The sequence below is a fragment of the Limosilactobacillus caviae genome (genome assembly GCF_014635905.1).
Classification (GTDB): Bacteria; Bacillota; Bacilli; order Lactobacillales; family Lactobacillaceae; genus Limosilactobacillus; species Limosilactobacillus caviae.
Map to the genome: position 1 here is coordinate 506383 of NZ_BMDS01000001.1, position 15750 is coordinate 522132.

Genomic DNA, 15750 nt, shown 5'->3' on the forward strand with positions numbered 1-15750 from the left:
TTGGAGGAGAAAAATGCTTGCGATTATTGTTACGATGTTTGTTGCAATTGAACATTTAGGAATTATGGCCTTAGAAATTTGGGGGAATCCAGCCCAACAGGCAAAGGCTTTTGATTTACCACTTAAGTTTACGCAACAGCATGAAGCACGGGTCTCATTTGCTAATCAAGGAATTTATAATGGGGCTTTAGGAGCGGCTATTATTGCTAGTTATTGGTTATTTAGCGGCGCAACCCTAGTGTTGGTATGGCAAATGCTGTTGGTGTTTGTGATGGTTGTTGCGTTATTCGGTGCGTTTACCGCTACTAAAAAGATTATTCTCATTCAATTTTTACCAGCGTTAATCGCATTTTTACTCACATTTATTTAAACTATAAAAAGGAAATTGCTCTGCAAGGGTTGTGGAGCAATTTCCTTTTTTTAATCTAGTGATTGAGTATAAACTAACTCGTCAGTTGAAATTTGTTCGTTTAAAGCGTTCGCTAATTCTTGTGAAAATTGATCATCTGCTAGTCGCATCTGAACATAGCTATGCTCAAGTTGAAATGCCTCAATAGATAGCGAAGTAATAAGATCACTATCCATCGAAATATCGCGCATGAAGAATCGTTTACGCTGGAAATATGTCCGGCGTACCATCGCAACTTCATTGGCATTTTGCGGGGTTTCGATAGAGTGAAGGTATTTATCAATTTCACGGTTAATTATTTCTAAGATGTCAGCTGTTTCAGCGCGTTGTTCCTCAGTTAATTGCTTTGGACCGATGTTATTTTGCGGCTCCTTTTTGAGATGTCGATGACGAATAAAACGCCATTTTAATCGGTGCCATAAAATCACCCATAATTCAAGGAAGCTATGTTTGTGCATTCGGAAAATAGACCGTGTAACAAAGATAACTAGGATTTTAGCTTCTTTATCGGAAATGCGTCCTTCCTTATTGAGGCGGTCTAAAGTAGCTAATTCAATTTGATGCGTTTTTCCCATTAGTTGATTGTAAACATTGTGATTGAATTCATGGTACTGGGTCATCTGACTGCTTAGCTGGTCAATAACGATTGCTTTTTCTGGGGAATATTTTTCAGAAGAACGTAATTCGTTAATTGCATATTGGACTGTCTTAATAAGCTCTTTTTGGAACTCGCTCTTTGAATAGCTCTTAGACTTAGGCGGCAAAATAATAGGGTAGCCAATTGCACCTACAGCAATACTAATTAAAATAACAATTGCCGCAATCAAGATCATTGAATTACGAAAAGTAAATTGATGATTATTAACTAATACTGGTAACGAGAAAGCTAACGCGAGAGTAATAGTCCCGTGAATACCACCTAGGGCCATTAAGAGACTATCGCGATTAATGTTGGTTGCATGGATGTTTACTAGTTTGAAACGGACCCAGAGGAATCTTAAGAGAGTGGCGATAATGTAAATAGCAAAGGCTAAGATAACAATTTCTCCTAGGTTTTTCAAAGAAGTTCGACCAAGGACCTGGGGAAGCATGACCCCCAAAAGGACGAATACTAAACCATTCAATGCATCACTAATAATCGTCCAGATGGTAGTAGTTGCCATTTGCATTTTAGTTGAAGTTAAACGCATTCGATCATAAAGAATACTATGAACGACCCCGGCAGCAACTACCGCAAGGATTCCGGAAAGGTGGAGTTCTTCGGCTAACCAATAAATAACAATTGGAGTCATTACATTAATTGGAATAACAATTGAGCCAATGTCAACGTGTTTCCGCATTAAACTAGTTCGGAGACTAATTAATAGACTGCCTAGCACTGCTCCAAAAATGATTCCGCCAAAGAAAACATAAACAAAAATCCAGATCCCATGGCTAAGCGAAAACTGCCCAGACTTATATGTTTCAAGTGCTAAATCTAAAAGAACGATTCCTGATGCGTCGTTAAAGAGTGATTCATACTCAAGTGCACCGTTAACATTTTCCGGTACCTTCATATTGGTAGTAATCGACTTTACCGCAACGGCGTCAGTAGGAGTAACAATCGCGGCTAACATAAAAGCAAGTGCTAAAGGGAAAGTTTCCGGCAGTATCGCGTGTAAAAAGCCGCCGGTAATTAAGACGGTTACTAATGCTAATCCTACTGTCATTGACAAAATCGACTTAATATTGCTCGAAAGATAACGGAAAGATTGGTTTTGACCATCATTAAACATTAACGGAGCGATTACTACCATCATGAATAACTCTGGATGCATTGTGAAGTTTGTTGCTTCAGTAGGCAGGGATGCTAAAAGAATTCCCGCAATAATTTGATAGATGGATAAAGGAATCTTAGGGTAGACGAGGTGTACAACATTAGCTGCAACAACTGCGGTTAATAGAAGAATAATTCCTAAAATCATTTCCATCAGATAATCACCTCACTTATGATTTAAGGTAGATAAGGGCTGGTGTTAAACTATCTACTAAATGCTCGTAAAAATAGAGAGGCTGGAAGGAAACTTTTTTGTTTTCTCCCAGCCTTAACTCTTTTACCGATAATCTTAAAATTACTCACGTCCAATGAGCATCTTAACGGCCATTGCAATATTGTAAATGAACAATAAAAGGGCTAATAAAAGAGCAAATGTTAGCAGGATACCAAATAATGCGCCTCCATGAAAATCAGCTGGATTTAACGAAAAGACGCTAAAGACTAGAATAGCTGCAATTACATATAATAATGGGAATATCTGACTCCAAAAAGCATACCGCGCATTCTTGACAATCGTAGGTCGATCACTATTCTTAGCGATAATCCAAACAATTAAGGGAAATATAACTGGTAAGAAAATGATGCTTAAATATGATAGGGCATTGACAATCCGATCAGTTAAGTTATTATCCTTCACTATATCAGTCCTTTCTTTTAGCATATTATCGCATGAAAACTTAAGGGAGTGCAATTACAATTATCTGAATAAGGATAAGAATACTAGAAAAATAAACCCAATCGCGAGTAGTAATAGGAATTTTAACAGTTATCGTTCGTGCTTGTCCTTCTACAAAGCCGTGTGACTCCATTGCCTGAGCTAATTGATCAGACCACTGGATAGCAACTAGAATCGCCTTAAAGTAAAGGGTAGGCGACCACCAATGTAAATTAACACCCCGCATATGGCCAGCAGTATAAATAGTTGTAACAGCTTGCTTCATTTTCGGAATGAGGTTGAGTGCAGCTAGTACGCCATAAGCATATTTGCTGGGGAGATGGCAATTTTGTTCTAATGAACGAGCAAGGGTTAAAGTATTTGTCGTGAAAGTAAAGACGGTACCAAGACAAACGTAGACATATAGCCGGCTAAATAGAACAGTACCATCAAATAGACTGTGGCCGGGACTAAAGAGGACAATAGTAATAAAAATAGCAAGAGCTGGAAAAAGCGGAACAAAAACTAACCAGCAAAACTGCCGCCAGTGAAATCGGTAGTGCATGAGGATTATTAAACATATTATGATGACAATTAAATTGACCCATAGTTTAGTTATAAAAGTTAATTCGAGCGAAAGAAAAATAACAAGAAATAATTTTAAACTAGGATTCATAGCTGCCTCCAACATATTTAAGATGCTGCTGATTCATTTTAAGATGGAAATCAATAAAACCATCGAGACCATTTAATTGATGGCTGATGATAAGCAGGGTTTGTGGCTTTTTTGTCTGGGCATCCTTGATTAGCTGGAGAACGTTTTTTAGGGAGCCTGGATCTAAGCCGGTAAATGGCTCATCTAATAATAGGATATCCTGTCCCCGCATTAACATAAGCAGGATTTGAAGCTTTTTCTTTTGCCCCCCGCTTAATGAATAAACAATTTGCTCCTCTCGACCAGTTAATCCAAGCAGTTTCAACGCGCTTTGTACTTGCTGATGATTAAAATAAGGATTTTGACTGGTTTTAAGAGCTAAAGCCAGTTCTTCGCCAACTGTTACGTTTAAGAATTGATCATTAGCATGTTGAAATACTAAGCCAAGATGACGGTAATATTTCCCAGGTGATAATTTCTGAATATTTGCTCTTTCATATGTAATAGTTCCCTTATATTTTAAAAGCCGAGCGATAGCCTTGAAAAGGGTCGATTTACCAATCCCATTTGGCCCCGTTACTAGGGTCGTTTTATTCTTAATAAATGCTAGATCAGTCGGTAAAAGCAGATTTTGATTACCCCGCTTTATTGATAGGTGGTCAAAATTAATAATTGCCGGTAGATCTGATGTCGGCAGACTAGTAGTTAGTTTTTGATTAATGCCTTTTTGCAAAAGGTGAGCACTATCTTTTACGGAAAGTTGAGAAAGGCAGCCATTAGTTAAATGCCAAACAAGCGGCTGAAGTTGTTGGTAGCCATGTAGATCGTGATCAGTCATGATGATTGTTGTATGGTAATCATTATTGATCTGTCTTAATTGTTTTAGAATAAATTGCCGGTTTTCTTCATCAACGTTAGCAAATGGTTCATCTAATAATAGAATATCGGGTTGCATTGCCATTGTGACAGCTAAAGCAACTCGTTGCTGTTGACCACCAGAAAGAGTAGATATTAAGCGATTAGCTAGTGGTTGGACATTGCCAAAGTTTAAAGCGCGGTTAATCCTTGCTGGAATTTGCTGAGTTGGTACCTGACAATTTTCTAGAGTAAATTCTAATTCATGACGCGGGGTATCAAGGGCGAACTGCATCAGCGGGTCTTGGAAAACTATTCCGACCTGTGCACCCGTTGGAATATCGACAGTACCTGTAACTATTTTCCCGCCATACTTAGGAAGAAGCCCGGCTATTAACTTAAGAATTGTAGATTTACCGCTTCCCGAAATTCCGGTAAGCAGGTGAATCTTTCCCTCTTTAAATTCAGTATTAATATTTTTTAGTATTGATTGGTCGTCAAAGTTAAATGAAAGATTTTTAAAGTTAATATTTGTCATAGCTTTATTGTTTAATTAGGTGTGCACGTTGCAAAAGGTTAGCAATTAGTTTAACAAGAATACCAGAGAAAACAAACATTGAAACAAAACGGGCAATCAGCATAATTGTTAACATTTGCCCACTGAAATGATTGTACCCATTTCTAAACCAATCCCAGCCGAAAGTAATAAAGGTAAGAGTGAGAGATGAAATCAAAAGCGTTAGCCAATTGTACATTCGATAGAGAGTAAAAGTGAACCCTAACTCAGCACCTATTCCTTGAACGGCCCCTGAAATTAGATTGGCAGCGCCCCATTGATCACCGAGAAACATTTCAATAGCTGCTCCTAGGAATTCACCAAGGAAAGCAGCCCCTGGTGTTTTAAGTAAGAATCCGGCAAGCGGACCAGCCATACACCAAATTCCCATTGTAAGATCATTAGCCATTGGACCATAACCGATTGGTGTTAAGAGAATCGTTAATCCGTTATAAACAAAGCCAGCTGCAAAGTAAATAACACCAAAGATTATTCCAATTAGTGCAAGTAAAATAATATCGCGCAAATGTAATGAACGTTTAGTCATAATTAAAACTCCTTAATTATTAATAAGGGCAAAAAAACTCCATGACAAAAAATCATGGAGTTAATAATTAAGTTAATATCACTGAATCTCCCTTCGCTGGTATTAACCAGAGCAGGTTCAATGGGTATTATCTCAGCCGTTTGGCACCCCAGATTTATTCTCCATTATCATAGCTAAAAAATAATATGAATGCAAATTAATTTTTTATAGAGACCATTATATTTAACAAATAGTGAAAGTAGTTGTATACTATTTATATTTTATGAATATTTATTAAAAAAGAAGTGGTTATATGAATAAAGATACAATGAAGGGAATTGGATTAACTAGTTTAGTCCTTATGATTTTTTCGTCAATTTATGGATTTAGTAATTCTTTAAATGCGTATTTTCAAATGGGATATGCAAGTATTATTTGGTATGTAATTGCGGCACTGCTGTTTTTTGTTCCGTCTTCAATTATGTTTGCTGAATATGGGGCAACTTTTAAAGCAGCTCGTGGTGGGATTTTTTCATGGTTGCGAGGATCGATTGGTGAAAAGCCTGCTTTTATTGGTAGTTTTATTTGGTTAGCTGCTTGGGTTGTGTGGTTGGTTTCATCGACTCAATTTTTTCTCGTTTCAGTATCAACAATGATTTCTGGGACAGATGAAACACAGAGTTGGCACCTATTTGGTTTAGGAGCTAATGAGACGTTAGGAATTCTTGAAATTATTTTCTTATTTGCTGTGACGTTAATTGCATCGCGTGGAATAGATAAAATTGCTAAAATAGCATCAATTTGTGGGATCTTTACTCTTGGTATCTCAGTATTATTTATTTTGATTAGCTTATTAGTATGGGTACTTAATCATGGAACTCTTGCAGAGGCAGTTACGCCAACGGCAATGGTAAAATCACCTAATCCGCAGTTCCTGTCGCCGATTGCTGTGGTTTCATTTATCGTTTATGCATTATTTGCGTATGGTGGCATGGAAACAATGGCAGGGGTGATTGACGCGGTTCACAAACCAGAAAGAACTTTTCCACGGGCAATCATTTTAGCAACTATTATTATGACGGTTTTGTATATATTAACGATCTTTTTATGCGGAGTAACTGCTAACTGGCATCAGCTATTAGGCAAAAGTAATGTTAATTTGGCCAATGTTGAATATGTTTTAATTAATAATATGGGATATGTAATGGGAACTAAGCTAGGTGTTAGTCATTCAACCGCACTGACAATTGGCCGGCTATTTGCTCAATTCACTGCATTGACTGATGTATTTGGCGGATTGGGAGCAGCGTTTGTAATGACGTATTCTCCAATTAAATCATTCATTGAAGGGTGTGATCCACGGTTATTGCCTAAGCGGCTGACAAAGTTAAATAATGTTAATATGCCGGCTTTTGCGATGTGGATGCAGGCAATCTTAGTTAGTGTAATTATCCTATTTATTTCATTTGGTGGCGATAATGCAGCCAAATTTTATACTGTTTTAACAGATATGATGAATGTTTCATCGTCGGCACCTTATTTATTTTTAATTGGTGCATTTCCATTCTTTAAGCAAAAGCAGGGGCTGGATCGTCCATTTGTCTTTTATAAAAATATGAAGGTAACATGGGTAGTTAGTATCATTGTTTGGCTCGTGGTTGCAATTGGAATTATTTTTACATGTATTGAGCCTATTTTGGAACACGATTATTCAACAGCTTTCTGGACTGCGTTTGGGCCGGTTTTCTTTGGATTATTAGCATGGTCTTTCTATACTTTTGCGGAGAAACGTGTATTAATTAAGAATGGACAAACGGAAATATAAATAATAGCCTTTCCTTAACACTGATTTATTATTACAATAAACACTAGTATTTAAAGGAATGGTCTTAATTAATGAATGGAATAGCTTTTATCTTATTATTACTAGGGGTTGGAGTCCTCTCAGGAATTATTAGTGCTGCCGCAGGATTAGCATCACTAGTATCATATCCTTCGTTGCTTGCGTTAGGATTACCGCCTGTGATGGCTAATGTTACGAGTGCCTTTTCAACAATTACGGGTAACTATAGCTCCGTTTTTGCATCGTTTAAGGAACTGCAGCATAATCGTCAACAGCTCTGGATTATTTTGCCGTTAGTATTTGCAGGGTCGGTTATCGGTGCTTTTATGCTATTTGCAGTGCCAAGTAAATGGTTCGCTAATTTGGTTCCATTATGTATTGCGCTTGCAGGGATTATTCTGCTATTTCCTCATCGGCCTAAGCAAAGTACGGGTACAATGGTTGGTAATAGTAAATTATTTGGTAAATCGCGAATTAGTCAGTTCTTTTCGATTATCGGCATTTTTATTGTTGGAATTTACTCTGGCTTTTTCAATGCGGGGGCTGGAGTATTAATGCTGACACTGCTTACCGTGATTAATCGGCAAAAAAGTTTTGCTGTTAATAATGCCTTAAAAAACGTTGCAATGACGGTTACGAATACAACTTCTTGGATTGTCTTTGCAATCGAAACTACGATTTATTGGAATTATGTTATTCCATTGATGATTGGAAACGTAATTGGCGGGTACCTAGGACCAATTATTGTTCGCCATTTACCAGGCCGATTAATGCAAGTATTAGTAGGAATTGGTTCGCTGATTTTAGCGGTATCGCTTGTAATAAGAAATTTAATGTAGAAAGTAAATGTGTCACTAGCATTCGATATGATTTGAATGCTGATGACACATTTTTACTTATTTAATTCTTTAAATATTTAATCGCTTCTGTATCAGACAGGTTAAAATTGCTCATCACTTTTTGCTTAATAATGGTTTCATCAACATCGAGGTCGCGAAGGGTATGGATAAGGGCATAGATTCCCTTAGTTTCACCTTCTTTAAGTCCAGCATTACGTGCATCCATTAGTTCCAGCTCAAATTTCATAAAGCCCCGTCTCCTCTCTGGATCTTGCTTTACTCTGGCAATTTCATCTTGAATTCTTGTAATAAACTTACTTTTATTGTCTACTTGATTGCGCATTAAAGCAAGGAAGTTTTTAATTGGCTCTTCGTCTTTTTTAAACTCTTTTGCTAAGGCATTAAAAACCACTACTGTTCGTTGATCATTGAGTTTTAGATTGTGGTCACGAAGACAAGTGTTTTCAAAAGTATATCGTGCCCAGCCTCGCCCATAATAGTCGAAATCGCAAAACATAATAATGTAGGTCGGGTGTTTTCTTAGATCCTGATAGTTTTTCCCGGGTAATAATAAGCTATGATCAACCTGCTCTTGATAATATCGCAAACGGTCGGGTAAATTTTGTTTATCAGCTACCTGCATTTCAATGACAATAATATTTCCTTGTTCGTCTTGAACATAAACATCGTATCGGACACGGCGGGCGGCAACGACGTTAATATCCTTTTGAGTTACCAGCTGAACGACTTTCTGCGCCTTTAAGTGTGGTAATGCTCGATTAATCAGTTCTAAGCAAATCTCCTTATTCTCCATTACCATCCCAAACATTGGATCACTGGTAATCGTCATCTTTTCCCAAATTGCTAATGCCGTTGCGATATTCTTCTCTAAGTTTGTGCACATATGTTAAATCTCCCATAATTTATTCTTGAGATACCCTCTAAAATATATATACGAAAAGAATTAACATTTGCACTTTTAAAAAATAAAACCCCAGAATCCATTATGAACTCTGGGGAACATTGAATTAGCTTATTGAGCAGTATATCCACCGTCAGCAACAAATTCAGACCCGGTACTGAAACTAGACTCATCGGAAGCTAAGTATAATGCAAGATTAGCAATTTCTTCAGGCTTGCCTAAGCGTCCCATCGGGTGAAGGCTGACGAGATGATCATTAGCCTTTGGATCATCTTTTACGAGGTTGTCTACTAATGGTGTAGAAACGTAGCCCGGATGAATTGTGTTAACTCTGATGTCGTATCCCTTCTGAGCACAGTCAAGGGCAGCAGACTTGGTGAGCAACCGAACGCCTCCCTTTGAAGCATTGCAGGCAAAGAGATTTGGATCACCAATTAGCCCTTCGATTGAGGACATGTTGATGATTGAATTCTTTTCACCATTATTTTTCATCGCTTCAATGCCAAGTTTAGTTCCCCACATGGTTCCTGTAAGGTTAACAGAGATTGTTTTATCCCAGATTTCAGCATCTGTTTTTTCAATGTCAGCATAGTCGGCAATTCCAGCATTATTAACAACAATGTTAAGTTTTCCAAAAACTTGGATAGTTTGACTAATAACACGATCCCAATCACCTTTACGGGCAACATCTTGTTGGATAAATACAGCATTGTCGCCTAATTGGTCAGCAACTTTTTGTCCTTCATCCATTTTTCGTGCGGTTAAGACGACTTTAGCGCCCTCTTCAACAAACTTCTTTGCGATGGCAGCACCAATCCCTTTTGATGCACCAGTTACAATTGCAACTTTATTATCTAAGCGAGCCAATATCAGACACTTCCTTAATAAAATCCAAGCAACTATTACAAATTTAATTATAACAATTGTTATTAGAGAAGGTTAAGATAACGCCTCATAAAATAAAAAGAGCGAGGCGGGAAAAAATTTCCCAGTCTCACTCGTTCAATCACTAAATTAGTGTTCTTTGAAAAGATTAGTTAAGCGGTCCATGAATGCTTTGAGGTAGCGTTCCTTATCAACATTAACGGCAACCTTAACATTAGGATTTTCGTCGTTTAACTTAGCATTATCACCGATTGTCCGACCATAGTAAGGCCCTTCTTCATAAACAACCTTCATGAATAAACTAATAGTTGAAACAAATGATGGGTCAATACCAACACCAACAGCTAATGGGTCGTGAAGAGCACAGCCACGCTTATCAATGTCAAGGTTGTAGTAAGCGTCGATGTAGAAGTCAGTAATGTCAGCGTAAGCCTTACCAGCCTTAGTACCCAATTCACGCCATTGCTTAGTATCTTCCTTGGTAAGCAGTGTCCGTAAAGTAACGTCGAGACCAACCATAGTAAGAGGTAGGTTTGACTTCATTACTTCATCGGCTGCCTTTGGATCTTGGTTGATGTTTGCTTCTGCGACAGGGGTAACGTTACCTTCAACAGTCAATGCGCCACCCATGAATGTGACATTACCAATGAGGTCAGCGATTTCTGGGTCCTTCTTAAGGGCAGCAGCTAAGTTTGTCATTGGACCAGTAGGGATGATGATTAAATCCTTACCATACTTATGAGCGGCTTCAATGTAGAAGTCAACACCAGATTGTTCTTCAATTGACCGACTTGGTGCAGGGAGTTCAACATCACCGATACCATTGTCACCATGGATGTCTTTTGAAACTTGCATTACATCGAAGTGGTCTGTAGTGCATGAATGTGGAAGGCCCTTAAATACAGGAATATCAGTGTGCCCTAATAATTCGAGTAACTTAAGACTGTTTTCCGCACAAACATCTAATAAGTTGTTACCATATGAGCTAACGATTCCGATTAAATCAACCTCTGGATCAGCAAGCGCATAAGCAATAGCTAAAGCGTCATCAACACCAGTATCTAAATCAAGAATCATTTTACGTTTTGCCATTGTAGTTCCTCCAATTTAAGTAAAATTTACTACCTTTACTTAATATGTTAATTTAATTTACAAATAATTACAAATAAAATTTGGTACCGCTTACGAATTTTTGAAAAAACTTTGCAATTTTGAAAATGCTATAATAGTTATCACAAATAAAAGGCGAAAGGAATCGAAGAAAAATGGCAGAGAAAATCTATGACGTGACGATTATTGGCGGGGGTCCAGCAGGAATGTTTGCTTCATTTTATTGCGGACTTCATGAATTAGATGCTCAATTGATTGAAAGCTTGCCACAATTAGGAGGACAAGTGGGGGCGCTTTATCCTGAAAAGCAGGTTTGGGACGTTGCAGGGATGCCAGGAGTAACGGGTAGAGATCTGATTGCCAAGCTAGAAGAACAAATGGCGATTGCGCCCATTGATCAATACCTTGGTGAGACTGTTGAAGATGTAATCAAGGAAGAGGACGGTGCTTTTACGATTAAGTCGGCTAACAGGACTTCTCGCTCCCATGCGGTAATTATTGCCCTTGGTAATGGTGCATTTACCCCGCGGAAGCTTGCCTTAGAGGGAGCAGCAGAGATTGAAGGAGAACAATTATCATACTTTGTTAACCATAAGGCAGACTATGCTGATAAGCGGGTAGCCATTCTCGGGGGTGGTGACTCAGCGATTGATATTGCCCTGATGCTGGAACCTGTTGCCAAAGAAGTTCACCTTGTCCATCGGCGTGACCAATTCCGTGGCTTAGAACATACGGTAACACAGCTAAAGCAATCATCTGTTCAACTTGATACGCCATATTTACCACGATCGTTAAAAGTTGAAGATGATCAAACCGTAACATTGGATCTTAAGAAGATGCGTAGTGATGACGATGCCCAGTTAAATGTCGACAAGCTGGTTGTTAACTATGGTTTTACCTCAAATAATGCTGCTTTGAATCAATGGTCACTGGATCTTGAAGCTGATCGAAACCTCATTAAGGTCGATTCAATGATGGAAACTAGTGTGTCAGGAGTATATGCGATTGGGGATGGCGTCACCTATCCAGGTAAAGTTGCCTTGATTGCAGCTGGCTTTGGGGAAGCACCTACAGCAGTGACGGCACTTGCTAAGAAACTTTACCCAGATAAACGAATGGCAATGCATAGTTCCTCAATGGGGATAAGTAAGTAATATGAAAAGTTGTAACACAGTTAATAAAGATGATGCGACGAAAAGTAGTAAAGATCTATGTATGGTTATTAACTGTTGGCTTTAGTGCTTTCTTGTTACTAATTGGGATAAGACTTAATAAAACAGGATAAAGTAAAGGACCTCAGCACTCGTTTTTTTCAAGTACTGAGGTCTCTTTATTAATGTCTTTAGGCTTAGGCAAGTGTCTGAACGAAATGAGTGCACGAAAAAACTTTTGCTATGCGGGTGATTATGATTTTTAAAAAGTACAAAATCAATTTTTTACGTATATATAAATTAGGAGAGCAAATAAAAATAATGAAAGCAGGTATACGTAATGAAAAATGATCGTACCGCACAATTTGCAGCAGTGTGGGACAAATGGCAAAAGATGACGATTACTAGTGACCCGATGTTTGGGATGGTGATGGAGAATAAAGAGATATGCTTGGAACTGATTAACCGAGCATTGCCAAAGTTAAAAGCAACTAAGATTATGCATCTAGGTACTCAAAAAGATATTAATGTAACTGTTGCTCATCGTGTTCGTTTTGATGTTTATGTGCAAGATGAGCAAAATAATACGGTGGTAATTGAGATGCAAGTTAATAATTGTAATAATTTGCCAGCACGATTACGTTACTATCAGGAACAAATTGATCATGGCCTGTTACAACCAGGACAAGACTATCGTGAATTAACGAAGTATCCAACTTACGTTATTATGTTTTGTAACTTTGATTACTTTGGTCGTGGCTGGGCACGGTATGAGTTTGATATGAGCTGTGTTCGTGATAGAGATTTAAAATTCGGTGATAAACGAACAGTAGTGATTTTTAATGCCCTAGCTAAGAAGTTTAGAGATGACGATCAATCCATCAAAGATTTTCTTGCCTTAATGCGTAATCAAGTAGACAATAAAGATAGATTTATTGCACAGATTCAAAACGAAATTGATAAGGTCAAACGTGATCCAGAAAGGAGACAGGGCTTTATGAAGTACGAAATGTTGATGATGGATGCAAAACATAGGGCACGTGAAGAAGGTATAAAATTTGGGGAAGCTAAAGGAAAAGAAGAAGGAATTAAAAATTTAGTTAATTCGCTTCGGCACTTAAACGTTAATTCAGCAATTATTGCTAAAGAATTAAAGCTACGGTACGATTTAACTGATGATGATGTATTAAAATACCTGAATTAAAAATGACCTAGGTTCCTATTAATTAAAAAACGGGAGATCATTTAAAGAAGAATAAAAATGATAACAAAAGGAGTCTCTAACGTGTCTTTACATCAGAGGCTCCTCATTTAGTTTAAATTTCTAGTAAATCAGCGGGCTTTAGTAGTGGGAAATCTGCATCTTTAATACTATCTGGATTTGCGGATGAATAAAGTGCACCGGCAAACTTAGCACCTGCTGCATGAGCGGCTTTCATATCGTTAATGGTATCGCCGACATAAACGGTCGTTGCTGGATCTGCACCCATTTTATCCATGGCCGCTAAAATAGGATCAGGAGCAGGTTTATGCTTTTTGGTATCTGCAGAAGTGATCGCAATCTTAAATAACTTGGCAAAATCATATTTATCAACAAAGTAATCTTGGTACTCATCTGCTAATTTTGAAGTTGCAATTGCAATTTTTGCGTCTTCGCGATCAGCAAGAGCAGTAAGCACTTCAGGGATGCCCTTAATAACTTTTGCCCGATCAGCGCGTTGATAAGCAAGATCAAACCAATCTTGTTGAATTTCAGGAATTTCAGCCTCGCTAATGCCAGCAAGGCGAAGAGCGTCTCGTCCGGTAATGCCAAATAGATCATGTTTAGTCTGTTCCACCTTTTCAGGAGCAACTGGATGACCATGTTTAGCTAAGGTATCAATCATCGCCGGCATATACATATCGAGAGTATCGATTAAAGTTCCATCGATATCAAAAATAAAATTTTTAATTTTTTGTGCCATTCTATTCATCCTTTATTAAAAATAAGTACATCTTTAATTGTATAACAATTTAATAAAAAGATTGATGGTGGAATGGATAATTTACCTTTTTATTTAAAAAAGACTACAATATAAAGGAAATTATAAATTCGATGGGGTGGTTAATATCAGTAATCAAAAATCAGTACCTAAAAAGTTGTCTTTTATGTCAATTTACTTTTTGGGGATTAATGGAGTAATTGGCTCAGGAACATTCTTACTGCCATCCGTTATTTATCGTTACATGAACTTGTCGGCGGTTGCCGTTTTACTGTGTACAGCAGTAACTGTTTCAATGATTGCCCTATGTTATGCAGATCTTGCTAGTCGGTTTACAGGATCAGGAGCGGCATGGCTTTATTCTTACCATGCTTTTGGACGGTTTACGGGCTATGAGCTTGGAATTTTTACGTGGTTTTTAGGTTGCTGTACTCTTTCAGCAGAAATTGTTGCCTTATTAACTACTTTAAAAAGCTTTTTACCGATTTTTAATCGTCCAATTGTTTATGGTGTTGCCGCACTAGGATTAATTATTCTTTTTGCAATTATCAATTTCTTTGGGCGGAGTCTTGTTAAATTTGTTAATAATGTATCAGCAGCCGCTAAGATTTTTACTTTAATCATCTTTATCGTTGTGGGAGCATTTTTTATTCATAAGGCTAATTTCTTACCGTTAATTCCGCAGGCGGCCTTACAGGGTCCGATGCCATTTATCCATCATTTTGGTGAGGCATTTACACCAATCTTTTATCTTTTTACTGGTTTCTCATTTTTACCAATTGCCGCTAAGCAAATGAATAATCCTGAGAAAAATATTCCACGGGTATTAATTGCGGTTATGGTTAGTGTAACAATTTTGGATGCCCTAATGATGACAGTCGCGGTTGGCCTTTCTGGTACCAAATTAGGCGGTTATTCTACACCATTGGCTAATTCGTTAGGAACCGCAATTGGTAAGTGGGGATATGCCTTTATTATTTTAGGAATGCTTGTAAGTATTTTTGGCGTTGCATTTTCAGCTTCATTTAATACGCCGTCGCTAATTGCTTCTATGGCAAACGAACATGGAATGCTGCCAAAATTTATTGGTAAGAAGAATAAGCATGATGCTCCATGGGTTGGAATTATACTAACTTCTATCCTTTCCGCCTTATTTGCTACTCAAAGTTATCTTTTCTTAGTTAGTTGTACTGTCTTAGCTTCATTTATTCAGTATGTGCCATCTATTCTTGCTGTGGTAAAGTTTGAACATAGTAATGAGTATCCTACGCATGGGTTCAAATTACCCGGGAAATATTTGATCCCTATCTTTGCCTTATTGGTTTCATGTTACATGGTTACCAATTTTACAGCCAAAACATTGCTGGTTGGAGCAGTCATTGCAATTGCCGCTGCGACTGCATATTTCTTCATTAAAAGTGATCGTAGTTACGAAGAGAAACATCTAAAGTGGCTTGATGATTTACGGCTTAAGGGTGAAAAAGAAGGGCAGGTTACTAATAAATCGGCTAAGTGAATAAAAGGCTCCTAACATTTTAAAATGCTA

General features: G+C 37.8%; 15 protein-coding genes and 1 riboswitch. Of the genes, 6 read left to right on the plus strand and 9 right to left on the minus strand.

Features of this window, described 5'->3' with window-relative positions:
• Positions 1-13 precede the first annotated feature (13 nt).
• A complete protein-coding gene (locus IEU90_RS02200) occupies positions 14-370 on the plus strand; it encodes a DUF1304 domain-containing protein (RefSeq protein ID WP_153709131.1) in 357 nt (118 codons plus the stop codon).
• A gap of 50 nt (positions 371-420) precedes the next feature.
• Here the strand turns inward: IEU90_RS02200 and IEU90_RS02205 are convergent, their stop codons facing one another.
• The 5 genes from IEU90_RS02205 to IEU90_RS02225 all read right to left on the minus strand — a co-directional run bounded on the left by IEU90_RS02205 (position 421) and on the right by IEU90_RS02225 (position 5493).
• The gene (locus IEU90_RS02205; protein ID WP_153709130.1) at positions 421-2379 is read right to left on the minus strand and encodes a cation:proton antiporter; all 1959 of its coding nucleotides are present in this window, start codon (positions 2377-2379) and stop codon (positions 421-423) included.
• Between the two features lie 141 nt (positions 2380-2520).
• The gene (locus tag IEU90_RS02210) at positions 2521-2862 is read right to left on the minus strand and encodes a magnetosome magnetite crystal formation protein family (protein ID WP_163704518.1); all 342 of its coding nucleotides are present in this window, start codon (positions 2860-2862) and stop codon (positions 2521-2523) included.
• 40 nt (positions 2863-2902) lie between these two features.
• Positions 2903-3556 (minus strand): energy-coupling factor transporter transmembrane component T family protein, encoded by a 654-nt coding sequence (locus IEU90_RS02215; RefSeq protein WP_188357654.1) that lies wholly within the window; start codon positions 3554-3556, stop codon positions 2903-2905.
• On the minus strand, positions 3546-4928 hold the full coding sequence (locus IEU90_RS02220) for an ATP-binding cassette domain-containing protein (protein WP_153709127.1): 1383 nt from the start codon (positions 4926-4928) through the stop codon (positions 3546-3548). The genes IEU90_RS02215 and IEU90_RS02220 overlap by 11 nt, the downstream gene beginning before the upstream one ends.
• Positions 4929-4932: 4 nt before the next feature.
• Complete coding sequence (locus IEU90_RS02225) at positions 4933-5493, minus strand: ECF transporter S component (RefSeq protein ID WP_153709126.1); 561 nt, start codon at positions 5491-5493, stop codon at positions 4933-4935.
• A gap of 71 nt (positions 5494-5564) precedes the next feature.
• Positions 5565-5654, minus strand: a riboswitch (TPP riboswitch).
• A gap of 131 nt (positions 5655-5785) precedes the next feature.
• Here IEU90_RS02225 and yjeM point away from each other — a divergent pair.
• A complete protein-coding gene (gene yjeM / locus IEU90_RS02230; protein WP_153709125.1) occupies positions 5786-7297 on the plus strand; it encodes a glutamate/gamma-aminobutyrate family transporter YjeM in 1512 nt (503 codons plus the stop codon).
• A 71-nt stretch (positions 7298-7368) separates the two neighbouring features.
• The gene (locus IEU90_RS02235) at positions 7369-8154 is read left to right on the plus strand and encodes a sulfite exporter TauE/SafE family protein (RefSeq protein WP_153709124.1); all 786 of its coding nucleotides are present in this window, start codon (positions 7369-7371) and stop codon (positions 8152-8154) included.
• Between the two features lie 61 nt (positions 8155-8215).
• Here the strand turns inward: IEU90_RS02235 and IEU90_RS02240 are convergent, their stop codons facing one another.
• From IEU90_RS02240 to IEU90_RS02250, 3 genes are all read right to left on the minus strand, one after another.
• Positions 8216-9058: an Rpn family recombination-promoting nuclease/putative transposase gene (locus IEU90_RS02240; protein ID WP_188357655.1), complete on the minus strand. Its 843-nt coding sequence runs from the start codon at positions 9056-9058 to the stop codon at positions 8216-8218.
• Between the two features lie 129 nt (positions 9059-9187).
• Positions 9188-9943 (minus strand): glucose 1-dehydrogenase, encoded by a 756-nt coding sequence (locus IEU90_RS02245; protein WP_188357656.1) that lies wholly within the window; start codon positions 9941-9943, stop codon positions 9188-9190.
• A 147-nt stretch (positions 9944-10090) separates the two neighbouring features.
• Entirely contained in the window at positions 10091-11053 is a 963-nt protein-coding gene (locus IEU90_RS02250; protein ID WP_153709122.1) for a nucleoside hydrolase, read from the minus strand.
• A gap of 173 nt (positions 11054-11226) precedes the next feature.
• Between IEU90_RS02250 and IEU90_RS02255 the strand changes: the two genes are divergently transcribed.
• Positions 11227-12225 carry an NAD(P)/FAD-dependent oxidoreductase gene (locus IEU90_RS02255; protein ID WP_153709121.1) on the plus strand — a complete coding sequence of 333 codons (999 nt, stop codon included), beginning with the start codon at positions 11227-11229 and terminating at the stop codon, positions 12223-12225.
• Positions 12226-12562: 337 nt separating this feature from the next.
• Positions 12563-13426, plus strand: coding sequence for an Rpn family recombination-promoting nuclease/putative transposase (locus IEU90_RS02260; protein ID WP_229723528.1), 864 nt, complete (start codon positions 12563-12565; stop codon positions 13424-13426).
• A gap of 112 nt (positions 13427-13538) precedes the next feature.
• On the opposite strand, the gene IEU90_RS02265 is transcribed toward IEU90_RS02260, so the two are convergent.
• Positions 13539-14195 carry an HAD family hydrolase gene (locus tag IEU90_RS02265; protein ID WP_153709118.1) on the minus strand — a complete coding sequence of 219 codons (657 nt, stop codon included), beginning with the start codon at positions 14193-14195 and terminating at the stop codon, positions 13539-13541.
• Positions 14196-14370: 175 nt separating this feature from the next.
• On the opposite strand from IEU90_RS02265, the gene IEU90_RS02270 reads away from it, so the two are divergent.
• Complete coding sequence (locus IEU90_RS02270) at positions 14371-15720, plus strand: APC family permease (RefSeq protein ID WP_369932527.1); 1350 nt, start codon at positions 14371-14373, stop codon at positions 15718-15720.
• Positions 15721-15750 lie beyond the last annotated feature (30 nt).